We start from the raw sequence: 24,110 nt of genomic DNA, 5'->3' as shown, positions 1-24,110 counted from the left end.
TTCCGAACGGAGAAAGATCTATGAGCCTTAATCCGAGAGACGTTGTCGTCGTCGATTGCGTGCGGACTCCGATGGGTCGTGCCAAAAACGGCTGTTTCCGCAACGTTCGCGCCGAGACTCTGTCCGCTGCGCTGATTGAAGCACTGTTTGAGCGCAACCCGAAGCTCGACCCGAAAGAAGTAGAAGATGTGATCTGGGGCTGTGTAAACCAGACCAAGGAACAGGGCTTTAACGTGGCACGGCAGATTTCGTTGCTGACTCGTATCCCTCACGAGTCCGCTGCCCAGACCGTTAACCGTCTGTGTGGTTCCGCCATGAGCGCCATCCACACAGCTGCCCAGGCTATCCAGACTGGCAACGGTGATGTGTTCATGGTGGGTGGTGTCGAGCACATGGGCCACGTACCCATGACCGCTGGCTTTGACCACAACCCGGCTGCGTCCAAGTACACTGCCAAGGCCTCCAACATGATGGGCCTGACTGCAGAAATGCTGGCGAAAATGCACGGCATTACCCGTGAGCAGCAGGATGAGTTCGGTGCCCGTTCCCATCGCCTGGCTCACGAAGCTACCGTTGAGGGCCGCTTCAAGAACGAAATCGTTCCGGTTGAAGGTCATGACGAAAATGGCTTTGTGAAGCTGATCGAAGAAGACGAGACCATTCGTCCGGAAACCACGGCTGAGTCCCTCGGCCAGCTGCGTCCGGCGTTTGATCCGAAGAACGGCACGGTCACTGCCGGTACTTCCTCCCAGCTGACCGACGGTGCCGCTGCGATGGTGCTGATGTCAGCCGAGCGGGCCGAAGCTCTGGGCCTGAAGCCGATCGCCAAGATTCGCAGCATGGCAGTTGCCGGCTGTGATCCCGCGATCATGGGCTACGGTCCGGTTCCGGCTACCAAGAAGGCGCTGAAGCGTGCAGGCCTGAAAGTCGAAGACATCGACTTCTGGGAACTGAACGAAGCCTTCGCTGGCCAATCCCTGCCGGTTCTGAAAGATCTGAAACTGCTGGGCGTCATGGAAGAGAAGGTCAACCTGAACGGCGGCGCGATTGCCCTGGGCCATCCGCTGGGCTGCTCTGGTGCCCGTATCTCCACCACACTGCTGAATGTTATGCAGGCCAAAGGCGGTAAGCTTGGTGTTTCCACCATGTGTATCGGTCTTGGTCAGGGCATTGCCACTGTGTGGGAGCGCCTCTGATCGGTTGATCCGAATCAGTAACGCTCATCAGGAGGCCCGGCTTTTGCCGGGCCTTCCTGTTTCAGGGCCTGGTGTCTGCTGCTGATATTTGAAAAAAAGGCTGACTGAAATCAAAGAATGGGTTGTCTTGCAATTGTTGACCCTGTAAAACAGTGAGCCTATACACAATGGCAGCTCTGTGTTTTCCAGTTGCCTGATTTTTATGCGAGTTTGCGGTTTGTTCAGCTATTAACCGAATTATCGCCAAGGATACAGATCTCCGATATGGGTAAAAGTCTCGTTATTGTCGAGTCACCAGCGAAAGCGAAGACCATCAACAAGTACCTGGGCTCGGATTTTATCGTTAAGTCCAGTGTTGGCCACATTCGTGACCTGCCTGTCAGTGGTAGTGGCAGCCAGTCAGACCCGAAAGAACGGGCAAAGCAGGCCGCCGCCACCCGCAAGATGAGCCCGGAAGAAAAAGCCGAGCACAAGAAGCGTAAGTCACGGGAGCAGCTGGTTGCCCGCATGGGCGTAAACCCTGATGACGACTGGAGCGCCCGCTACGAGATACTGCCCGGCAAGGAAAAAGTTGTCAGCGAGCTCAAGCGATTGGCCAAATCCGCCGACCACATCTACCTCGCAACGGATTTGGATAGAGAAGGGGAGGCCATTGCCTGGCACCTTCAGGAGACCATTGGTGGCGAACCGGAAAAGTATCGCCGGGTGGTGTTCAATGAAATTACCAAGCGAGCCATTCAGGAAGCGTTCAAAGACCCTGGAAACCTCGATAACAACCGTGTAAATGCCCAGCAGGCGCGCCGGTTTCTGGATCGTGTCGTGGGTTATATGGTGTCTCCGCTGTTGTGGGCAAAGATTGCCCGGGGTCTGTCTGCCGGCCGGGTGCAGTCTGTTGCCGTTCGGTTGATTGTTGAGCGGGAGCGGGAAATCCGGAAATTCGTACCGGAAGAGTTCTGGCAGCTGCATGCGGATCTGACCGCAGATGGTTCCGCAGACCCAGTGCGGTTCGAGGTTACGCGTTACAATGACAAACCCTATCGCCCGGTAAACGAGGCTCAGAGCAAAGAGCACGTCGATCGCCTGAAATCCGGCGGCTTCAGGGTTTCAAAGCGGGAAGACAAGCCGACACGCTCACGCCCGTCGGCGCCGTTTATTACATCCACGCTCCAGCAGGCGGCGAGCAATCGCATGGGCTTCAGTGTCAAGAAAACCATGATGCTGGCCCAGCGCCTTTATGAAGCCGGTTTTATCACCTATATGCGTACTGACTCCACCAACCTGAGTCAGGATGCGGTAACGGGCTGCCGTGAATTTATCCAGAAGCAGTTCGGAGATCGCTATTTGCCGGACAGCCCCCGTTTGTATGGCAGCAAGGAAGGCGCTCAGGAGGCCCACGAAGCGATTCGTCCTACTGACGTATCCCGCAGGCCTACGGATATAAGCGGCCTGGAAAAAGACGCTGAGAAGCTTTATGACCTGATCTGGCGTCAGTTTATTGCTTGCCAGATGGCGGATGCCGAGTTCCTGAGTACGTCCATTGTGGTCGCCAATGGCGATTATGAGCTCCGAACCCGTGGTCGTATCGTCAAGTTTGACGGCTTCCTGAAAGCTGCGCCCCAGTCTGCCAAGAAAGATGAAGATGTGGCTCTGCCCGATATTAAGGTGGACCAGTCGCTGGATCTGAAAAAGCTGGACCCAACCCAGCACTTCACCAAGCCCTCACCAAGGTATACCGAAGCCAGCCTGGTTAAAGAGCTGGAGAAGCAGGGTATTGGCCGGCCTTCCACCTATGCTTCGATCATCTCTACCATCCAGGACCGTGGCTACGTTCGGCTTCAGAATCGCCGTTTCTATGCCGAGAAAATGGGTGAAATTGTTACCGAACGGCTGGCAGAGTCCTTCCCGAACCTGATGGATTACGATTTTACGGCTCGTCTTGAAGGTGAGCTGGACGAAATCGCAGAGGGTGATGTTCAGTGGAAGAAAGTGCTGAACGATTTCTACGCCAAGTTCCGCAATCAGCTCGAAAGCGCTGAGAAGTCTGATGGCGGCATGCGTGCCAACACCCCGACAGAGACAGACATATCCTGCCCGAGCTGCGGCCGTAATATGCAGATTCGCGTGGCCAGCACCGGTGTGTTCCTTGGCTGTTCCGGTTACTCATTGCCGCCCAAGGAGCGTTGCAAGACGACCATCAATCTGGTCTCTGGCGACGAAGTGGTCAGTGCTGATGAGGATGTGGAAGGCGAGGGCGAAACCCGCTTGCTGCGCAAGAAGCGCCGGTGCCCGAAGTGTGGTACTGCCATGGACAGCTACCTGATTGATGAGAAACGCAAGCTGCACGTTTGCGGTAATAATCCGGATTGTTCTGGCTATGAAGTCGAAGAGGGCAGTTTCCGCATCAAGGGTTATGACGGGCTGACACTCGAGTGCGATAAGTGTGGCTCGGAAATGCAGCTGAAAACCGGTCGATTTGGCAAGTATTTCGGTTGCACCAATACCGAGTGCAAGAACACTCGCAAATTACTCAAGAACGGCGAGCCGGCCCCGCCCAAAATGGACCCGGTACCCATGCCGGAGCTTCAGTGCCAGAAAGTGGATGACACTTATGTGCTCCGTGATGGTGCTTCCGGCCTGTTCCTGGCTGCCAGCAAGTTCCCGAAAAACCGGGAAACCCGCCCACCGCTGGTGATGGAAATCAAGCCACACCGGAAGGAAATCGATCCGAAATACGATTACCTGATGGACGCCCCGGAGAAGGATCCCGAGGGTAACCCGACGGTGATCCGTTATAGCCGGAAGTCCAAAGAGCAGTACGTGATGTCGGAACAGGATGGCAAAGCCACCGGTTGGTCCGCCTGGTACGAAAACGGCCGCTGGGTGCCCAGGGACAAGAAGAAGTGATTTTTTGCCACGGACGTGTGTGTCCGTGGCAAATCATTATTTCTTACGAAGCCTCTGAATCAGCGAAGACGTATCCCAGCGGTTTCCGCCCATCTCCTGCACATCTCCGTAGAACTGGTCCACCAGCGCCGTTACCGGCAGTCTGGAGCCGTTTTTGCGGGCTTCTTCCAGGCAGATAGCCAGGTCCTTTCGCATCCAGTCCACCGCAAAACCGTGCTCAAATTCGCCGTCAATCATGGTGCCGGAGCGGTTTTCCATCTGCCATGACTGCGCGGCCCCCTTGGAAATCACGTCAACCACTTTGCGTACATCGAGCTCTGCCTGTTCGGCAAAGTGCAGGGCTTCTGACAGGCCCTGAACCAGACCGGCAATGGCAATTTGATTGACCATCTTCGTTTTCTGGCCGCTACCCACCGGGCCCATCAGGTTGAGTGCCCGGGCATAGCATTGGAGTATCGGTTGAACCTTCCGGAAATCTTCATCATTTCCGCCGCACATAATGGTTAAAAGCCCGTTTTCAGCCCCTTGCTGGCCGCCGGATACCGGGGCATCAATGAAACCCTGACCCTTGGCCTGCGCGGCTTCAGCCAATGTCTCGGCAATGCCGGCAGAGGCCGTAGTGTGGTCTACCAGAATAGCGGTGCTCGGCGAATTGCTGATGATCCCCTCAGGGGCCGTGTAGACCTCTTCAAGGTCTTTGTCGGCGCCAACGCAGGTCAGTACCACATCGGCATTGTAGACCGCTTCTGCAATACTGTTGCAGGCTTTTCCTGGGTACTGTTTCGCCCATTGCTGAGCCTTTGCGCCACTGCGGTTCCATACGGATACGTCTTGGCCGGCTCGGGCCAGGTGACCGGCCATCGGATAGCCCATTACGCCAAGCCCGATAAAAGCGATGGTTGCCATGGTCTGCTCCTTGTCATCGTTGGATTGGGAGAGTTTTGTATTGCCATGATACGAAAAAAGCCGCTGGGTCAGCGGCTTTTTTCATTTCCGGGCAATCCGAACGGATTACTTCTTCGGATAGTCGCGCTTTGGCGAGCCGGTATACAGCTGGCGCGGGCGGCCGATGCGGTAGTTGCCGCTGACCATCTCGTTCCAGTGGGAGAACCAGCCAATGGTGCGGGACATTGCGAAGATAACGGTAAACATGGACGTTGGAATACCGATGGCCTTCAGGATGATGCCGGAGTAGAAGTCGACGTTCGGGTAAAGCTGGCGCTTTACGAAGTACTCGTCTTCCAGGGCGATCTTTTCCAGGCGCTGGGCGATCTTCAGCAGTGGGTCGTTCTCCAGGCCCAGTTCGCTCAGCACTTCGTGAGCGGTTTGTGCCATAACCTTGGCGCGTGGGTCGAAGTTCTTGTACACCCGGTGGCCAAAGCCCATCAGGCGGAAAGGATCATCTTTATCCTTGGCCTTGGCGATGAACGTCTCAATGTTGGACTCGTCACCGATTTCAGCCAGCATGTCCAGAACCGCCTCGTTTGCGCCACCGTGTGCGGGCCCCCAGAGTGCTGCGATACCGGAAGCGATACAGGCATAGGGGTTAGCACCGGTAGAGCCGGCCAGGCGGACGGTGGAGGTAGAGGCATTCTGCTCGTGATCGGCGTGCAGAATGAAGATCTTGTCCATGGCGTTGGCAAGAACCGGGTTCGGCTTGTACTCTTCACACGGTGTGCCAAACATCATGTGCAGGAAATTTTCAGCGTAAGAGAGATCGTTACGCGGATACATGAATGGTTGGCCAACGGAATACTTGTAGCACCAGGCCGCGATGGTTGGCATCTTGGCAATCAGGCGATGAGCTGTTACTTCACGCTGTTTGGGGTCGGTTACGTCCATCTGGTCGTGGTAGAACGCAGACAGGGCGCCAACAACGCCACACATGATAGCCATCGGATGCGCGTCACGGCGGAAGCCGTTGAAGAAGTTGCGCATCTGGTCGTGCAGCATGGTGTGGTTTTTGATGGTGTCGTGGAAGCGCTTGTTTTCGTCTTCGCTGGGCAGCTCGCCGTTCAGGAGCAGGTAGCACACTTCAAGGAAGTCAGATTGCTCGGCCAGCTGGTCAATCGGGTAACCGCGGTGCAGCAATACACCTTTGGCGCCATCAATGTAGGTGATGGCGGATTCGCAGGCTGCAGTGGATACAAAACCCGGATCGTAGGTAAAAACGCCTTCCTGGACTAGGCCGCGTACGTCGATAACGTCAGGGCCGACGGTGCCGGAATAAACCGGTAGCTCAATGGACTTATCTCCCACCGAGAGCGTGGCTTTCCTGTCGGTCATGGTGCTCTCCTGTTTGATTAGCTGTAACAGCTTTTCTGCATATGTAGATGCGCCAGAAAGCGCGTATTATCGCAAAACTGGCGGCAAAATATAGGGCGTCAGCCTTTTTTGTCAATGCACAAGTCTCGAAAAGCGGCAATTTAAATTTCCCGTGTAAATGAGGGATATCCGGAATAACGGTGCCAAACGGGTGAAATTGAATTTGTCAATAATGCTTATAGAGGGTGTGGGGCGCCTGTGGCCAAGGCTTTGGGCGTTGTTGCAAGTTTGTAATTACCGGGGTGTCTCCTTATAATCCGTAGCCCGGAATCGGGGATGAACCTCAATGTACGCTTCAGCATAGCAAGCTACCGGGTTACCATCCGCCCTCCTGAACCAATCGGTTATCGGTCTCGTATCGATCCTCCGATCCCAACATACCAACCATCCGCAGCCGGTTTTCGGCCCTGCGGAACCAAGAGAGAGTGTGAGAGCGCTGTGAATAGCAAACGACCAGTAAATCTCGATCTCGGCAAGTTCCATTTCCCGCTGCCTGCCATCACGTCGATCCTGCATCGCATCAGCGGCATCATCATTTTCGTTGGTGTTGCCTTCCTGTTGTACGGCCTGGATCTCTCCCTGTCCGGAGAAGATGGTTTCGCCCGGGTGAGCGAACTGCTGGACAGCTTCCTGGCGAAGCTGATTATCTGGGGCATCCTGTCTGCTCTGTTGTACCACCTGGTTGCGGGCATTAAACACCTGCTGATGGATATGGGTATTGCAGAAGAGCTTGAGAGCGGTCGCCTCGCCGCGAAGATCACTGTTGTGGTTTCCATTGTTCTCATCATTCTGGCAGGAGTCTGGGTATGGTAAGCAGCGTAACTAACCTCGGCCGCAGTGGCGTTTTTGATTGGCTGATCCAGCGTGTCACTGCCTACGTACTGGCTATTTACACAGTGTTTCTTCTGGGCTTCATGGTGATGACAGACATCAACTATGAAACTTGGAGCGCGCTGTTCGACCAGACCTGGTTCCGTATTTTTACCCTGTTGGCACTGCTTTCCCTGGGTGCCCATGCATGGGTTGGTCTCTGGACTGTGACGACTGATTATCTCAAATCCATGGCGCCCCGTTTTCTTGTGCAGGCGCTATGCGGTCTGACCATGTTTGTGTACCTGATCTGGGGCATTCAGATTCTTTGGGGGCTTTAATCGATGGCTAACATCAAGACCATGTCTTACGACGCGATTGTTATCGGTGGCGGCGGTGCCGGTATGCGAGCCGCCCTGCAGTTGACCGAGACCGGCGTCAAAACTGCATGTATTACGAAAGTATTCCCGACTCGCTCGCACACTGTATCCGCCCAGGGTGGGATTACCTGTGCGATCGCAAGTGCCGATCCCAACGATGACTGGCGCTGGCACATGTACGATACCGTCAAGGGTTCCGACTATATCGGTGACCAGGACGCCATCGAATACATGTGTTCTGTGGGCCCCCAGGCAGTATTCGAGCTGGAGCACATGGGTCTTCCGTTCTCCCGTACCGAGCAGGGCCGTATCTACCAGCGTCCGTTCGGTGGACAGTCCAAGGGTCCGGATAACCCCACCCAGGCCGCTCGTACCTGTGCTGCTGCGGACCGTACCGGTCACGCCTTGCTGCACACTCTTTATCAGGCCAACCTGAAGGGCGGTACCACCTTCCTTAATGAGTGGTATGCGGTTGATCTGGTCAAGAACAGCAAGGATGAAGTGGTTGGTGTCGTAGCCATCGAGATCGAAACCGGTGAAGTGGCGTACATCAAATCCAAGGCTACTGTCCTTGCTACTGGCGGTGCTGGTCGCATTTATGCCTCCACCACCAATGCGATGATCAATACCGGTGACGGCATTGGCATGGCGCTGCGAGCCGGCTTCCCGGTGCAGGATATGGAAATGTGGCAGTTCCACCCAACCGGTATCCACGGCGCTGGCACGCTGGTTACTGAAGGTTGTCGGGGTGAGGGCGGTTACCTGATCAACTCCGAGGGTGAGCGCTTCATGGAGCGTTATGCTCCGAACGCCAAAGACCTTGCTGGCCGCGATGTGGTTGCACGTTCCATGGTTCTGGAAATTCTGGAAGGCCGTGGTTGTGGACCCGAGAAGGATCACGTATTGCTGAAGCTGGATCACCTGGGCGAAGAAACCCTGAACCTGCGCCTGCCGGGCATTTGCGAACTGTCCCGTACCTTTGCGCACGTTGATCCGGTGAAAGAGCCGATCCCGGTCGTTCCGACCTGTCACTACATGATGGGTGGTGTTCCCACCAACGTGGGTGGTCAGGCACTGACTCAAGACGAAAACGGCAACGATAAACCGATTCCCGGCCTGTTTGCCTGCGGTGAGGCGGCTTGTGTATCGGTACACGGCGCCAACCGTCTGGGTGGTAATTCTCTGCTGGATCTGGTGGTCTTCGGTCGTGCGGCTGGCCTGCACATTGAAGAGCAGCTGCGCGGCGGTTTCGAGGTTGATGGTGCCAGCGAAGAAGACATCAAACGCGCCATGGCCCGTCTGGAGCGTCTGGATAGTGCTTCTGAAGGCGAAGATGTGGCTAAGGTCCGTAAGGATCTGCAGAACTGCATGCAGCTCTACTTCGGCGTGTTCCGCGATGGCGACAGCATGGAGAAGGGTATCAAGCTGTTGGAAGAAATCGGCGAGCGTGTACGCAAAACCAAGTTGGCCGATACCAGCAAGGCATTCAACACCGCGCGTATTGAAGCGCTCGAGCTGGATAACCTGTACGAAGTTGCATACGCCACCGCCAAGTCTGCGATCGAGCGTAAGGAAAGTCGCGGTGCCCACGCCCGTAACGACTTCACTGAGCGTGACGACGAGAACTGGCTCAAGCACTCCATGTACTTCCCGCTGGACAAGCGTGTTGGCAAGCGTGACGTGAACTTTGCACCGAAAACGGTTCCGACTTTCCAGCCGAAAGTCCGGACCTACTAAGGGGGTATCCTGAAAATGTTGGTAAGCCTGTATCGCTACAATCCGGAAACCGATAATGCCCCTTACATGCAGGATGTAGAGGTTGAGATTCCGGAAGGTAAAGACCTGATGGTCCTTGATGTTCTGAACCTGGTGAAGGAGAGGGATCCTTCCATGAGCTATCGCCGTTCCTGTCGGGAAGGTGTCTGTGGCTCTGATGGTATGAACATGAATGGCAAGAACGGCCTGGCTTGTATCACTCCGGTGTCGGATGTGGTCAAGAATAACAAGCTGGTTCTGCGCCCGCTGCCTGGTTTGCCGGTGATCCGGGACCTGGTGGTCGACATGAGCCTGTTCTACAAGCAATATGAAAAGGTGATGCCGTACCTGGTGAATGACACCCCGGCACCCGCCATTGAACGCCTGCAGTCTCCGGAAGATCGTGAGAAGCTGGACGGCCTGTACGAGTGTATTCTCTGTGCCTGCTGTTCCACGTCCTGCCCATCGTTCTGGTGGAATCCGGACAAGTTCATCGGCCCGGCTGGCCTGCTGCAGGCCTACCGCTTCCTCGCGGATAGTCGTGATACCGCACAGGCGGAGCGCCTGGCCAATCTGGATGACCCGTTCAGCGTCTTCCGCTGTCGGGGTATCATGAACTGTGTCAGTGTTTGTCCGAAAGGCCTGAACCCCACGAAGGCAATTGGCCACATTCGGAACCTGTTGCTGCAGCGCGCTACCTGAGCGCAAATTCTGTAGCACCAGCTATACTGGTGTTTCGGCACCAGTTTAGTACCCCGAAGGCCTCGCATTACGCGGGGCCTTCAACCAAAGGCTTATAGTCAAAGGTCTTAATGGAGTGCAAACTTAGGCCCGCTGCTTCGGTTGACTTATCCAGGATGCCGGGCAGCGTTGCCGAGTATAAAAAATCACTGGGGACGGAAAACATCCTTGCTGGGTGTGGTGGCCAAAGTCATGCCGTAATAACCCGTATTGACTGTGAATTACCCCTGGCCGACCATACCGGCTCCCCCGCACCAGCCCAAGGTGAGCTATTCAAAATGCACGAAAGCATCATGGAGCAGTTATGGCAGACTTCCCACCTGCAAGGTGGCAATCTGGCCTATGTTGAACAGCTTTTTGAAACCTACCTGACAGACCCCAACGCCGTTCCTGAAGAGTGGCGAAGCTACTTCGACAAGCTTCCCAGTGTTGATGGCTATCATGGCCGCGACATTGTCCACTCAACCATCCGCGAACAGTTTGAGCATATCTCCCGCAATCAGCGTTTCCTGGCCAGCAGTGGCGTACCCGCCAGTGCCACCTCAGATGCCGATAAAAAGCAGATTCGTGTTCTTCAGCTGATCAATGCGTTCCGTTTCCGCGGACACCAGGAATCCAAGCTTGACCCTCTGGGTGTCTGGCAGCGTGAGTCTGTTGAAGATCTCGAGCCGTCTTTCCACGAGTTGGGCGAGTCGGATCTTGATCTGGAATTCCAGACCGGTTCACTGAACTTCGGTTCCGAAACGATGAAGCTCGGCGACATCGTGCAGGGCCTGCGCCAGACGTATTGCGAGAGCATCGGTGCTGAGTACATGCACGTGGTAGATACTCGCATCAAGCGTTGGTTTCAGCAGCGTATGGAGCCGGTGCGCTCGCGCCCTGAGTACGAAGCTCAGACCCGCAAGCATATCCTGGAGCGTCTGACAGCTGCCGAGGGCCTGGAAAAGTACCTTGGCTCCCGCTATCCGGGCGTAAAACGCTTTGGTCTGGAAGGTGGCGAAAGCCTGATTCCATGCCTGGATGAACTGATCCAGCGTGCAGGCTCATACGGCGCCAAGGAAATTGTTCTGGGGATGGCCCATCGTGGCCGCCTCAACGTGCTGGTTAATACTCTCGGCAAAAACCCGAAAGAACTGTTTGATGAATTTGAGGGCAAGAAGCTCGCGGATTCAGGCTCCGGTGACGTGAAATATCACCAGGGTTTCTCTTCCAACGTGATGACACCCGGTGGCGAAGTGCATCTGGCCATGGCGTTTAACCCGTCGCACCTGGAAATTGTATCTCCGGTAGTGGTGGGCTCTGTACGCGCCCGTCAGGATCGCCGTGGCGATACCGACGGCAGCAAGGTTGTGCCGATCGTCATGCACGGTGACGCAGCGTTTGCGGGTCAGGGTGTTGTGATGGAAACCTTCCAGATGTCCCAGACCCGGGGCTTCGGTGTGGGTGGTACCATTCACATCGTGATCAACAACCAGGTGGGTTTTACCACCAGCCGGCAGGAAGATGCGCGCTCGACTGAATACTGCACAGACGTCGCCAAAATGGTTCAGGCGCCGATTCTGCACGTAAACGCAGACGATCCTGAAGCGGTGATGTTTGTTACCCAGATGGCCATGGATTACCGCAACGAATTCAAGCGGGATGTGGTTATTGATCTGGTGTGCTACCGCCGCCGCGGTCACAACGAAGCCGATGAGCCGGCTGCTACCCAGCCGCTCATGTATGAAAAGATCCGTAAGCTCAAGACCACCCGCAATCTGTACGCAGACCATCTGGTTGAAGCTGGCGTGATTACTGAAGAAGAAGCCAAGCAGATGGAGACCGACTACCGCGATGCGCTCGATAAGGGCGATCACGTGGTCAAATCGCTGGTGAAAGAGCCCAACAAAGAACTGTACGTGGATTGGGCTCCGTACCTTGGTCATGAGTGGACCGCCAAGTGCAAGACCAGTGTGGCTCTGAAGACCATCCAGAAACTGGGCAAGAAGATTACCGAGGTGCCTGAAGGCTTCAGCATTCAGCGTCAGGTTTCCAAGATCGTCAATGACCGCGAGAAGATGACGGCCGGCGCACTCTCACTGAATTGGGGCTACGGTGAGATGATGGCTTATGCCACCTTGCTGAATGAAGGTCACCCGATCCGCCTGACCGGTCAGGACGTGGGGCGGGGCACTTTCTCCCACCGTCACGCTGTTCTGCATAACCAGAAAGACGGGTCTACCCATATTTCCCTGCAGAACCTGAAAGACGAACAGCCCAAGTTCGATATCTATGACTCGCTGCTTTCCGAAGAAGCGGTTATGGCATTCGAATATGGCTATTCCACTACCACGCCGGACGCACTGATTGTCTGGGAAGCCCAGTTCGGTGATTTTGCCAACGGCGCCCAGGTGGTCATTGATCAGTTCCTGACCAGTGGGGAGCACAAGTGGGGCCGTTTGTGTGGTCTGACGCTGCTGCTGCCCCATGGTTATGAAGGCCAGGGACCGGAGCACAGTTCGGCGCGTCTGGAGCGCTTCCTGCAGCTGTGTGCGGAGCACAACATCCAGGTGTGCGTGCCCACTACGCCATCCCAGGTATTCCACATGCTTCGTCGGCAGGTCAAGCGCCCGCTGCGTAAGCCGCTTGTGGCTATCACCCCCAAGAGCCTGTTGCGTCATAAAGAAGCCATTTCCGGCCTCGATGATCTGACCTCCGGTACCTTCCAGACCGTTCTGCCCGAGAAAGAGCCTTCTGATCCCAAGAAGGTGTCCCGACTGATTATGTGCAGCGGCAAGGTCTATTATGACCTTCTGGAGAAGAAAAAGGCGGATGAGCGAGACGACGTCGCCATTGTCCGGATTGAGCAGCTGTACCCGTTCCCCGGTGATGATCTGGACGAGCTCCTGGCCCAGTATCCCAAGCTCAAGCATGTGGTGTGGTGTCAGGAAGAGCCGATGAACCAGGGTGCCTGGTACTGCAGTCAGCATCATATGCGTAACGCGCTGCAGCGCCTGAACCCCAAGTTATACCTTCAGTATGCCGGTCGTGAGGCTTCTGCTGCTCCTGCCTGTGGACACATGTCTGTTCACATCGAAGAGCAAAAGAAACTGGTTAACGACGCGTTTGAAATCTGACGAGCTACCGAACTAAGGATCCGTAATGTCAACAGAGATTAAAGCCCCCGTTTTCCCTGAGTCGGTCGCCGAAGGCACCGTCGCGACCTGGCACAAGCAGCCCGGTGAGGCATGCTCCCGTGACGAGCTGATTGTCGATATCGAGACCGACAAGGTTGTGCTCGAAGTGGTTGCGCCTGCTGATGGTGTGATCGAAGAAATTCTCAAGGGCGAAGGCGACACCTGCGAAAGCGGTGAGGTGATCGGCAAATTCAAGGAAGGCGCTGCGGGTGAATCCAAGCCGGCAGAGAGCAAGCCTGAAGCCAAGGCTGAGGCGCCGAAAGAAGAAGCCCCGGCTGCAACTTCCGGCGACGCCATCCTGAGCCCGGCTGCCCGTAAGCTGGCCGAAGAAAATAACGTTGACCCGGCCTCCGTCAAGGGCACTGGCAAAGACGGCCGTGTGACGAAAGAAGACGTGCAGAACTTTGTGGACAGCAGCAAGTCCTCCGGTGGTGCCGCTGCCAAGCCGGCAGCCATGCCTGAGGTAAATGTTGCCCAGGGTGAGCGCCCGGAGAAGCGTGTTCCGATGACTCGCCTGCGCGCCAGTATTGCCAAGCGTCTGGTGGATGCCCAGCAGACAGCGGCCATGCTGACCACGTTCAACGAAGTGAACATGGCGCCCATCATGGAGCTGCGTAAGCAGTACCAGGACAGCTTTGTGAAGCGCCACGGCATCAAGCTGGGCTTCATGTCGTTCTTCACCAAGGCGGCCACCGAAGCCCTCAAACGCTTCCCGGCGGTCAATGCCTCGATCGACGGCAATGACATGGTGTACCACGGTTATCAGGATATCGGTGTTGCCGTATCCACGGATCGTGGTCTGGTGGTTCCGGTACTTCGCGATTCCGACGCCATGGGCCTGGCTGATATCGAGAAGAAGATTGTCGAGTACGGTACCAAGGCGAAGGAAGGCAAGCTGGCCATCGAAGACATGACTGGCGGCACCTTCACCATCACCAACGGCGGTATCTTCGGTTCACTGATCTCCACGCCGATCCTGAACCCGCCGCAGACCGCTATTCTGGGCATGCACAAGATCCAGGAGCGCCCGATGGCGGTGAACGGCAAGGTTGAGATCCTGCCGATGATGTACCTGGCGCTGTCATACGATCACCGTATGATCGACGGTAAGGAAGCGGTGCAGTTCCTGGTTGCGATCAAGGAAATGCTGGAAGACCCGGCCCGTATCCTGCTGGACGTGTAAGCTGACACTCAACGAATTCGATAACAGGAAAGATTATGTCCGATAAGTTCGATGTTATTGTCATTGGTGCCGGCCCCGGCGGTTACGTTGCAGCTATCAAGGCGGCCCAGCTTGGCCTGAAAACGGCTTGTGTGGAGTCCTGGACAAGCAAAGACGGTAAAAGCCAGGTTCTGGGCGGCACCTGCCTGAACGTGGGCTGTATTCCGTCCAAAGCACTGCTTGAGGTGACTCACAAATTTGAGGAAGCCAGCCACGATTATGAGTCCATGGGTATCATGACCAAGGGTGTTGATATCGATGTGGCGAAGATGATGGAACGCAAGTCCGGCATCGTGCAGCAGCTGACTGGCGGTATTGCCGGCCTGTTCAAGGCTAATGGTGTGACCTCCATTCACGGTCACGGCAAGCTTCTGGCTGGTCGTAAGGTGGAAGTTACCGATAAAGACGGCAAGACCAAGACCTACGAAGCCGACAACGTCATTCTGGCGACGGGTTCGAAGCCGATCGAGATTCCGCCTGCACCGTTTGATGGCGAGTATATCGTCGATTCCGAGGGCGCGCTGGAGTTCACCGAAGTACCCAAGCGCCTTGGCGTTATTGGTGCCGGTGTGATTGGTCTTGAGCTTGGCAGCGTTTGGGCCCGCCTGGGTTCAGAGGTGACTGTCCTTGAAGCTCAGGACAGCTTCCTCCCGGCGGTGGACCAGCAGGTCGCCAAGGATGCGCTCAAGCAGTTCAAGAAGCAGGGGCTTAACATCATCACCGGTGCCCGCATGACCGGTGCTGAGGTCAAGCGCAAGCTGGTGAACGTCAGCTACGAAGATTCCAAAGGCAAGCAGGAAGCGAAGTTCGACAAGCTGATCGTGGCCGTTGGCCGTCGCCCGTACACCGACGGCGCCCTGGCCGAGGATTCCGGCGTGACCATGGACGAGCGCGGCTTCATTTTTGTGGACGACAACTGCAAAACCGAAGCGCCGGGTGTCTGGGCGGTAGGTGACATCGTTCGTGGTCCGATGCTGGCACACAAAGCGTCTGAAGAGGGCGTGATGGTTGCCGAACGCATTGCCGGTCATAAGCCGCAGGTCAACTACGATTGCATCCCTAACGTGATCTACACCTTCCCGGAAGTGGCTTGGGTCGGCAAGACCGAAGAGCAACTGAAGGCCGAAGGTGAAGAATACAACGTAGGCAGCTTCCCGTTTGCCGCCAACGGCCGAGCCATGGCGGCGAATGCGGCCGCCGGTATGGTCAAGATTATCGCAGACGCGAAGACGGATCGTATCCTGGGCTTTCACGTTGTTGGTCCTCAGGCGTCTGAAATCGTTGCCCAGGGCGTCATTGCCATGGAATTCGGTTCCAGTGCAGAAGATCTGGCCCTGACCTGCTTTGCGCATCCGACTCTGTCAGAGTCAGTGCACGAGGCGGCCCTGGCTGTTGCTGGCGGTGCGATTCACGTCGCCAACCGTCGCAAGAAGAAGTAACGCAACACCGGAATCGGGGCGCCAATGTCGGCGCCCCGCTGCCATCATAAAGGCAGCTTTCTGTGTGCGTAACCGGCGGGTTCAGGCGATCCCTTGCCCGCCAGAACGAATTCGCGATTGGTATGCCAAGGGCGGTGTGCCAGCGGGTTCATTTCCGTACGTGGTTATCCTCCATCAATAGACGGGACATTAACTATGAATTTGCATGAATATCAGGGCAAGCAGCTTTTCGCTGAGTATGGCCTGCCAGTATCTCAGGGCATTGCCTGCGATACGCCTCAAGAAGCTGTCGACGCTGCCACTGAAATCGGCGGTGACGCATGGGTTGTCAAGGCTCAGGTTCACGCCGGTGGCCGCGGTAAGGCCGGCGGTGTAAAGCTGGTCAAGAACAAGGAAGACATCCGTGAGTTTGCCCAGAAGTGGTTGGGCCAGAACCTGGTAACCTACCAGACTGACGAGAATGGCCAGCCGGTAAGCAAGATTCTGGTTGAATCCCTGACTGACATCGATCAGGAACTGTATCTGGGTGCGGTCGTTGACCGTGGCACCCGCCGTATCGTTTTCATGGCCTCCACCGAGGGTGGCGTTGAAATCGAGAAGGTTGCTGAAGAGACTCCCGAGAAGATCCTGAAAGCCGAAATCGATCCTCTGGTAGGCGCTCAGCCGTACCAGGGTCGGGAGCTGGCTTTCAAACTGGGTCTTGAAGGCAAGCAGATTGGTCAGTTCACCAAGATCTTCCTGGGCCTCGCCAAGCTGTTTGAAGAGCGCGATCTGGCACTGGTAGAGATCAACCCGCTGGTGATCACACCGGCCGGCGACCTGCACTGTCTGGACGCCAAGATCGGCATCGACGGCAACGCGCTTTACCGTCAGAAGAAAATCCACGAAATGCGTGATCCCTCCCAGGAAGACGCTCGCGAGGCGGAAGCGGCCAAGTGGGAACTGAACTACGTAGCGCTGGAAGGCAACATTGGTTGTATGGTTAACGGTGCGGGCCTGGCCATGGGCACCATGGACATCATCAAGCTGTCCGGCGGCCAGCCCGCTAACTTCCTGGACGTGGGCGGCGGCGCTACCAAAGAGCGCGTTTCCGAAGCGTTCAAGATCATCCTGTCTGACGACGCTGTGCAGGCCGTTCTGGTCAACATCTTCGGCGGCATCGTGCGTTGCGACATGATTGCTGAAGGCATCATCGGTGCGGTCAAGGAAGTGGGCGTGAAAGTGCCGGTTGTGGTTCGTCTCGAAGGCAACAATGCCGAACTGGGCACCAAGGTGCTCAAGGACAGCGGCCTGAACATTATCGCCGCTACCAGTCTGGCGGACGCCGCAGAGCAAGTCGTTAAAGCCGCAGGGGGTAAATAATGAGCATCCTGATCAACAAAGACACCAAGGTTATCTGCCAGGGCTTTACCGGCGCACAGGGTACCTTCCACTCTGAGCAGGCCATTGCCTACGGCACCAAGATGGTCGGTGGTGTCAGCCCCGGTAAGGGCGGCACTGAGCATCTGGGCTTGCCGGTGTTCAACACTGTACGTGAAGCGGTAGAGAAGACCGGTGCAGAAGCGACCGTCATCTATGTTCCGGCTCCGTTCTGTAAAGACGCTATCATCGAAGCGGCCGATGCCGGCATTCAGCTGATCGTTTGTATCACTGAAGGTATCCCGACCATCGACATGCTCTACGCCAAAGAATACGTTGACCGTAAAGGCGTTCGCATGATCGGACCGAACTGCCCGGGTGTGATCACTCCGGACGAGTGCAAGATCGGCATTATGCCTGGCCATATCCACAAGAAGGGTAAGGTTGGTATCGTATCCCGTTCCGGCACCCTGACCTACGAAGCGGTCAAGCAGACCACTGACTTCGGCTACGGTCAGTCCACCTGTATCGGTATTGGTGGTGACCCGATTCCTGGCTCCAACTTCATCGACATTCTGAAGCTGCTGCAGGAAGATCCGGAAACCGAAGCCATCGTGATGATCGGCGAAATCGGCGGTACCGCTGAGGAAGAAGCGGCTGCGTTCATCAAAGAGAACGTCACCAAGCCTGTGGTTTCCTACATCGCCGGTGTCACTGCACCTCCTGGCAAGCGTATGGGCCATGCTGGCGCCATCATTTCTGGTGGTAAGGGTACCGCAGACGAGAAGTTTGCCGCCCTGGAAGATGCCGGCGTTAAAACCGTGCGCAGCCTGGCCGAAATCGGCAAGGCCCTGAAGGAAGTGACTGGCTGGTAAGCCCGCCATAACCTTCACCAAAACCCCCGGGTTCGCGAGAATTCCGGGGGTTTTGCGTTATGGCGCCGGTGTTTTATATCGCTTTGCTTAACGCAGCGAGGTGTAAAGACTATAATGCCCGGTCAGCCTGATTTCCTGAGCCACCTCCGGTGGTGAAACCAGGCGCCTAATAAACAGAAATAAGGAGTTCGTGCTTTGAGTTCTGTAGATTCCCAGCAAAGGGTTTTGTCCGGTATGCGACCGACCGGCAAGCTTCACCTCGGCCACTATCACGGTGTGCTGAAAAACTGGGTGAAACTCCAGCACGAGTATGAGTGCTTCTTCTTCGTGGCAGACTGGCATGCCCTGACCACGCAATACGATGACACCTCCGGCATTCAGCAAAGCGTATGGGACATGGTTATCGACTGGTTGGCCGCGGGTGTTAACCCCGGCTCCTCAACCATGTTTATCCAGTCTCAGGTGCCGGAGCATGCAGAACTGCACCTGTTGCTCTCGATGATTACGCCGCTGGGCTGGCTGGAGCGCATTCCCACCTACAAGGATCAGCAGGAAAAGCTGCGGGAGAAAGACCTGGCAACTTACGGTTTCCTGGGTTATCCGCTGCTTCAGACCGCGGATATCCTGATGTACCGGGCCGGCAAGGTGCCGGTGGGTGCCGATCAGGTGTCCCATGTGGAAATTACCCGGGAGATCGCTCGCCGCTTCAATCACATCTATGGCCGCGAGCCCGGTTTTGAGGAGCAGGCCGAGGCGGCCATCGTCAAAATGGGTAAGAAAAACGCCAAACTCTACCGCAACCTGAAGAAACGCTATCAGGAAGAGGGCAACATGGAGGCCCTGGAAACCGCACGGGCACTGTTGAAAGAGCAGCAGAACATTTCCCTGGGTGACCGGGAGCGGTTGTACGGCTATATCGAAGGCGGCGGCAAGGTAATCCTGCCAGAGCCCCAGCCGTTGTTGACGCCGGAATCGAAAATGCCGGGCCTGGATGGACAGAAGATGTCCAAATCCTACAACAACTACATCGGCCTGCGGGAAGAGCCAGACAGCGTTTCCCAGAAAATCCGCACCATGCAGACAGACCCGCAGCGGGTGCGCCGGACCGACCCGGGTGACCCGGAGAAATGTCCGGTCTGGAGTATGCACAAAGTGTATTCAGATGCCGAGACCTGCGAATGGGTGCAACAAGGCTGTCGCAGCGCTGGCATTGGTTGCCTGGATTGCAAAAAGCCGTTGATCGATGCGGTGATTGAAGAGCAGCGGCCGCTTCACGAGCGGGCCCGGGATTATGAGAAAAACCCGGATGTGGTTCGGTCCATTCTGGAAGAAGGCCGCGAACACGCGCGGGATGCGGCTCGCGATACCCTGGAAGAAGTACGCACTGCAATGGGCCTCAGCTACCGCTGAGTTTACCCTGTCGCCAATGCCAACGGCTGGAGAGGCCATGACCGACGAGACTGACGAGTTGACACACGCCCCGGCTGAGGCCGGCGCGCAGGTGCCTCTGGCTCTGGTTTCCGGCAAGCCGTTGGTGGATATCCCCAAGGATCTCTACATTCCTCCCGATGCCCTGGCGGTGTTTCTGGAGGCTTTTGAGGGTCCCCTTGATTTGCTGTTGTATCTGATACGCCGGCAAAACATGAACATCCTTGATATTGACGTGAGTGAAATTACCCGCCAGTACATGGACTACATCGGCGCAGTTGAAGCCATGCGCTTTGAACTGGCGGCCGAATACCTTGTGATGGCGGCCACGCTGGCAGAGATAAAATCCCGAATGCTGCTGCCCCGCCATGAAACAGACGATGACGAGGAGCTGGACCCCAGGGCGGAGCTGATTCGCCGGTTGCAGCAGTACGAGCGGTTCAAGAAGGCTGCCGAAGATATCGATGAAATGCCGCGTATGGAGCGTGACATTTTTGCAGCGTCAGCCGCTTTGCCGAAGCTGCCTTCGTCTCAGCCCCACCCGGAAGTGGATATGCGGGAGCTTTTGTTGGCTTTGCATGGCGTTCTGAAACGGGCAGATCTATTCACCAGTCACCATGTTGAGAAAGAGCGGCTGTCGACCCGCGAGCGAATGTCTCACATTCTCTCGGTGCTCCAGGGCGACCGGTTTGTCACGTTTGAAAGCCTGTTTACCCTTGAGGAAGGGCGGCTGGGTGTGGTGGTGACGTTCCTCGCAACGCTTGAACTGGTGAAAGAGCAGCTGATTGAAATTGTACAGGCAGAGGTGCTGGGCCCGATTCACGTGCGTGCCCGGGCTGCCAGCTAGGTGAAGGCCAGATTATGAACGAAGACCATCTTGCGCGTGTTCAGGCGATTGCCGAAGCAGCCCTGCTGGCGGCTGGAAAGCCCTTGTCGCTGGAACAGCTCAGAGAATTGTTTGTGGAAGATGAGCGGCCATCCCGCCAGGTGATGGAGCACGTGCTGGTGCAGCTGGACAAAGCTTGCGAGGGACGAGGCTTTGAGCTGAAAAAGGTGGCCAGCGGTTATCGACTGCAGGTGAGGGAAGAGCTGGCACCCTGGGTTGGTCGCTTGTTCGAGGAAAAACCCCAACGGTATTCCCGGGCACTGCTCGAAACCCTGGCCCTGATTGCCTATCGGCAGCCAATCACCCGGGGTGAAATTGAAGATATTCGCGGTGTTACGGTAAGCAGCAATATCATTCGTACCCTGCTTGAGCGAGAGTGGGTAAGGGTTGTTGGCCATCGTGACGTGCCGGGTCGCCCTGCAATGTACGCCACCACCCGACAGTTTCTGGATTATTTTAACCTGACAGGGCTGGATGAGCTGCCACCGCTGTCTGAGGTTCGTGATCTCGAGGAAATTGGCCGGGAGATCGAACGAAACATACAGGGGGAGATTCAGTTTGAATCATCCCAAAATGACAGCAGTGACGATCCCGGACAACCCGGAGACAACCAGGCTGCTGAATCGGAACAGACACTTCACTGATGTCAAAAGACATCGGTTAATCGGTAAGGACGTATTACATGGCGGCATCTAGCCCCGGAAAACAAGGCCCTGGAAAACCAGGTTCCAGAACCCGAGCATCTCAGGGCGATAAGGCTCTGACGGCGGGCCCTGAACGCATTCAGAAACTGCTCGCAAGAGCGGGTGTTGGGTCTCGCCGGGAGATTGAAGGGTGGATGGAATCCGGGCGGTTACAGGTTAACGGCCAGCCGGCGGAGCCAGGCCAGAAAGCCACTACGGACGACCGTTTTGAGCTGGATGGAAAGCAGCTGGATGTGTCAGCCGCCGCCCAGGTGGTTCGCAGGGTGCTGATCTACAACAAGCCCGAGGGCGAAGTCACCACCCGGAAAGATCCGGAAGGCAGGCCAACGGTATTTGACCGCTTGCCACGCCTGAAAGACCAGCGCTGGATCGCCATCGGGCGGCTGGATATCAATACCACCGGGCTGGTGTTGTTCACAACCGACGGTGAGCTTGCCAACCGGTTGATGCACCCGTCGAGCCAGATTGACCGGGAATATGCCGTGCGGGTATTTGGTGAGGTAGACGACGCCATGCAGCAGCGTTTGCTGGAAGGTGTGTTACTGGATGATGGCATGGCCAAGTTCTCCGACCTGGCTCCCGCTGGCGGCAGCGGCATCAACCAGTGGTTCCACGTGACCCTGATGGAAGGACGGAACCGGGAAGTCAGGCGCCTGTGGGAGTCCCAGGGGGTTAGGGTCAGCAGGCTTAAGCGGGTGCGCTATGGGCCAATTTTCTTGCCAAGCCGTCTTACCCTGGGCAAATGGGAAGAGCTGGATCAGAAAGGTGTGGATGCCCTGAGCAAGGCCGTCGGGCTGTCTGCGGTGGATATTCCGCAAAAGACCCCCGGTGAGCAGGCGGCTCACGATCGCAGGCGACGAAAAAGTCCCGGAAAGTCTCTGCAGCGTGCCCGCAAGGGAACCTGGCAGGTCAGCGACTCTGCGCCCGCCAAGCCAAAGCGCGATGACCGCAAAGCAAGGTCAGGCGCAAAGAAGCCGGCTCGTAACAATCGGGGCGAATAAGCCCCCCAACTGTCGCTCAGGAAATACTGGCGAAAACGCGGGTGCAGTTGCGGCCCTGTGCTTTCGCCCGATATAACGCTTCGTCTGCCCGGGCCAGCCACTGCTCCGGCGCCTCGTCTGCAAGGTGGGTTGCCACACCGCAGCTGCCGGTAACCGTCAGTGGCGTCTCACCACCATCCACCCGAATACTTTCGATCGCCAGGCGAATGCGCTCGGCAACTTCCCGTGCTTCCTGCTCACTGGTGTGAGGCAGTAATACGGCAAATTCTTCCCCGCCAAATCGATACACGGTGTCTGAATTTCGAATGGCTTGTTCCAGCTTCTCTGCGGTTCTGGTCAGGATATGATCCCCAACCAAGTGCCCGTGGTTGTCATTGATCAGTTTGAAGTGATCCAGGTCGCACAGGATGAGGCTCCAGGGCGCGCCATGCCGGTCGGCCAGAGCGCTTGCCCGCAGCAGAGCTTCGTCAAGGGCACGTTTGTTACCAATGCCGGTCAGGGCGTCGGTCAACGCGGCTTGCTCAATGGCGATGTACTGGCAGGCGTTGCGCAGTGGGCAGATGGCTGCCGAGAGCATCATCTCCAGGCCAGTAAGTTCTTCGTCTGTAAACTTTTGCCGGCGCTGAAACGCGAGCGTGCCATAGTAACTTCCTTCCAGCGTGAGGCGGTATTCGCAGCGATGGGGCCCGCCCATACCGGTTGAGAACACAAAATCCTGCCGGGCAATCCGATGCCGGTAATTGAGGGCATCAAACGGGATGGTTTGTGCAATCTCGTCTGCGATGATACCGAGTTGGGTTTCCAGTGACAGGGTGGTAGACAGCCGTTTGGCGAGCTTGGCAAGAACATCAGGGGACTGGTTCCAGTCATGAAACGACTGCTTCAGGGCGGCCAGCCTGGCCGGCTGCGTCTTTGACGGCTGAATCGAAGTCAGGTTTTTCACAATGGCTCGCTCTGCTTCTGGAAACGGGTGTAGTTACAGTCTCATCAGCATGAACTGTGCCATTGAAAATAAAGGTATTATAAACAATGGAATATGATGCTTTCTTTATTTTATTTTGAGGTTTTGACAGGGTGATTGTCCGAAAGCGCCATTTTTCCGGCAGGGCATTGCCGCTGGTGCAAAACCTGCAATCAAAATGTCAGACAAGGGGTGGGGCTGGCCGGAGGCTGTGATAAACTTCTGCGCTTGACCATGTCCTGTCATAACAAGAGAGCATCAGGTTTATGAGATTTCAGGCACCGGAGAGCCTTTCAGAGCAAATCGCGCAGCATATCGGCCAACGGATCATCATTCGTGATCTCAAGCCGGGGGAGCGGATTCAAGAGCTGAAAGTGGCCGGTGAGCTGAACGTCAGCCGTGGCTCGGTGCGCGAAGCGTTGCTCATTCTTGAGCGTCGGCACCTGGTGGAAATCTTTCCACGCCGGGGGGCGGTGGTGTCTGACCTGACCCCGGGTTCGGTCAACGCCCTGTACGATATCTACATCGATCTGCTATGCATGCTCGGGCGAAAAGTACTGGAGCGGTGGTCCGGTTCCGAGCTTGGTGGCGTGATGAGCCAGGTCAAGGAGCTTCAGGCGGTCATTGATGCACTCAATTCCAATGCCACTGATGCGGCGGAACAGGTCATAGACGCCGGCTTCGGCGTCATGCGTTACGCCTACCGATTGGTCGAAAACCCGTTTCTTGAAGAAACCCTTGAGAATTTCCGGCCCGCCATCAGCCGCACCTATTACGTAGCCCTTGAGCATTTCAGAAGTGAGATCGCCGAAACCGGCACTTTCTTCCGTCATCTGGCAGATGCGGCGGTTAAGGGCGATTCAGCTCTCCTGGAGCGGGTTATCCAGGATTTCGGCGAACACCAGAGAGCACAGGTTTTGAGCATTCTCACGGAGGAGAACGCCTGAT

At 56.3% G+C, this 24,110-nt stretch carries 19 protein-coding genes; 16 read left to right on the top strand and 3 right to left on the bottom strand.

Features of this window, described 5'->3' with window-relative positions; genetic code table 11:
• Positions 1 to 20: 20 nt before the first annotated feature.
• The gene (gene fadA / locus QUE75_RS11040; protein WP_106695880.1) at positions 21 to 1,196 is read left to right on the top strand and encodes an acetyl-CoA C-acyltransferase FadA; all 1,176 of its coding nucleotides are present in this window, start codon (positions 21 to 23) and stop codon (positions 1,194 to 1,196) included.
• 264 nt (positions 1,197 to 1,460) lie between these two features.
• Positions 1,461 to 4,100: a type I DNA topoisomerase gene (gene topA / locus QUE75_RS11035; RefSeq protein WP_286250077.1), complete on the top strand. Its 2,640-nt coding sequence runs from the start codon at positions 1,461 to 1,463 to the stop codon at positions 4,098 to 4,100.
• A 36-nt stretch (positions 4,101 to 4,136) separates the two neighbouring features.
• Here topA and QUE75_RS11030 read toward each other — a convergent pair whose 3' ends face one another.
• Together QUE75_RS11030 and gltA are read right to left on the bottom strand one after the other, a co-directional pair.
• Entirely contained in the window at positions 4,137 to 5,006 is an 870-nt protein-coding gene (locus QUE75_RS11030; protein ID WP_286250075.1) for an NAD(P)-dependent oxidoreductase, read from the bottom strand.
• A 105-nt stretch (positions 5,007 to 5,111) separates the two neighbouring features.
• A complete protein-coding gene (gene gltA, locus QUE75_RS11025; protein WP_061332175.1) occupies positions 5,112 to 6,386 on the bottom strand; it encodes a citrate synthase in 1,275 nt (424 codons plus the stop codon).
• A 477-nt stretch (positions 6,387 to 6,863) separates the two neighbouring features.
• On the opposite strand from gltA, the gene sdhC reads away from it, so the two are divergent.
• From sdhC to rluB, 13 genes are all read left to right on the top strand, one after another.
• On the top strand, positions 6,864 to 7,238 hold the full coding sequence (sdhC, locus tag QUE75_RS11020; RefSeq protein WP_058091197.1) for a succinate dehydrogenase, cytochrome b556 subunit: 375 nt from the start codon (positions 6,864 to 6,866) through the stop codon (positions 7,236 to 7,238).
• Positions 7,232 to 7,576 (top strand): succinate dehydrogenase, hydrophobic membrane anchor protein, encoded by a 345-nt coding sequence (gene sdhD, locus QUE75_RS11015; RefSeq protein ID WP_061332176.1) that lies wholly within the window; start codon positions 7,232 to 7,234, stop codon positions 7,574 to 7,576. Before sdhC ends, sdhD begins: the two co-directional genes overlap by 7 nt.
• Positions 7,577 to 7,579: 3 nt before the next feature.
• Positions 7,580 to 9,352 (top strand): succinate dehydrogenase flavoprotein subunit, encoded by a 1,773-nt coding sequence (gene sdhA / locus QUE75_RS11010; protein ID WP_058091184.1) that lies wholly within the window; start codon positions 7,580 to 7,582, stop codon positions 9,350 to 9,352.
• A 15-nt stretch (positions 9,353 to 9,367) separates the two neighbouring features.
• Positions 9,368 to 10,072 carry a succinate dehydrogenase iron-sulfur subunit gene (locus tag QUE75_RS11005; protein WP_058091183.1) on the top strand — a complete coding sequence of 235 codons (705 nt, stop codon included), beginning with the start codon at positions 9,368 to 9,370 and terminating at the stop codon, positions 10,070 to 10,072.
• Positions 10,073 to 10,389: 317 nt separating this feature from the next.
• Positions 10,390 to 13,227 (top strand): 2-oxoglutarate dehydrogenase E1 component, encoded by a 2,838-nt coding sequence (locus QUE75_RS11000; protein ID WP_061332177.1) that lies wholly within the window; start codon positions 10,390 to 10,392, stop codon positions 13,225 to 13,227.
• Between the two features lie 25 nt (positions 13,228 to 13,252).
• A complete protein-coding gene (odhB, locus tag QUE75_RS10995; RefSeq protein ID WP_072677188.1) occupies positions 13,253 to 14,470 on the top strand; it encodes a 2-oxoglutarate dehydrogenase complex dihydrolipoyllysine-residue succinyltransferase in 1,218 nt (405 codons plus the stop codon).
• A gap of 35 nt (positions 14,471 to 14,505) precedes the next feature.
• On the top strand, positions 14,506 to 15,948 hold the full coding sequence (gene lpdA, locus QUE75_RS10990; RefSeq protein ID WP_106695876.1) for a dihydrolipoyl dehydrogenase: 1,443 nt from the start codon (positions 14,506 to 14,508) through the stop codon (positions 15,946 to 15,948).
• Between the two features lie 195 nt (positions 15,949 to 16,143).
• Positions 16,144 to 17,310, top strand: a complete 1,167-nt coding sequence (gene sucC, locus QUE75_RS10985) for an ADP-forming succinate--CoA ligase subunit beta (RefSeq protein WP_061332180.1) — start codon at positions 16,144 to 16,146, stop codon at positions 17,308 to 17,310.
• Positions 17,310 to 18,182 (top strand): succinate--CoA ligase subunit alpha, encoded by an 873-nt coding sequence (gene sucD, locus QUE75_RS10980; RefSeq protein WP_011784666.1) that lies wholly within the window; start codon positions 17,310 to 17,312, stop codon positions 18,180 to 18,182. Before sucC ends, sucD begins: the two co-directional genes overlap by 1 nt.
• 234 nt (positions 18,183 to 18,416) lie before the next feature.
• Positions 18,417 to 19,592: a tryptophan--tRNA ligase gene (locus QUE75_RS10975; protein ID WP_061332181.1), complete on the top strand. Its 1,176-nt coding sequence runs from the start codon at positions 18,417 to 18,419 to the stop codon at positions 19,590 to 19,592.
• A 37-nt stretch (positions 19,593 to 19,629) separates the two neighbouring features.
• On the top strand, positions 19,630 to 20,457 hold the full coding sequence (locus QUE75_RS10970) for a segregation and condensation protein A (protein WP_286250062.1): 828 nt from the start codon (positions 19,630 to 19,632) through the stop codon (positions 20,455 to 20,457).
• A gap of 14 nt (positions 20,458 to 20,471) precedes the next feature.
• The gene (scpB, locus tag QUE75_RS10965; RefSeq protein WP_286250060.1) at positions 20,472 to 21,140 is read left to right on the top strand and encodes an SMC-Scp complex subunit ScpB; all 669 of its coding nucleotides are present in this window, start codon (positions 20,472 to 20,474) and stop codon (positions 21,138 to 21,140) included.
• Between the two features lie 38 nt (positions 21,141 to 21,178).
• A complete protein-coding gene (rluB, locus tag QUE75_RS10960) occupies positions 21,179 to 22,201 on the top strand; it encodes a 23S rRNA pseudouridine(2605) synthase RluB (protein ID WP_106695872.1) in 1,023 nt (340 codons plus the stop codon).
• A gap of 16 nt (positions 22,202 to 22,217) precedes the next feature.
• Here the strand turns inward: rluB and QUE75_RS10955 are convergent, their stop codons facing one another.
• Entirely contained in the window at positions 22,218 to 23,144 is a 927-nt protein-coding gene (locus tag QUE75_RS10955; RefSeq protein ID WP_286250056.1) for a GGDEF domain-containing protein, read from the bottom strand.
• Between the two features lie 284 nt (positions 23,145 to 23,428).
• On the opposite strand from QUE75_RS10955, the gene QUE75_RS10950 reads away from it, so the two are divergent.
• Positions 23,429 to 24,109, top strand: a complete 681-nt coding sequence (locus QUE75_RS10950) for a GntR family transcriptional regulator (protein ID WP_061332186.1) — start codon at positions 23,429 to 23,431, stop codon at positions 24,107 to 24,109.
• The last annotated feature ends 1 nt before the right edge of the window (position 24,110 follow it).

It is taken from the genome of Marinobacter shengliensis (assembly GCF_030297115.1).
GTDB classification, from domain to species: Bacteria; Pseudomonadota; Gammaproteobacteria; order Pseudomonadales; family Oleiphilaceae; genus Marinobacter; species Marinobacter shengliensis.
The sequence above is the reverse complement of the archived record's forward strand: the minus strand, read 5'-3'. Positions and strand labels throughout refer to the sequence as shown.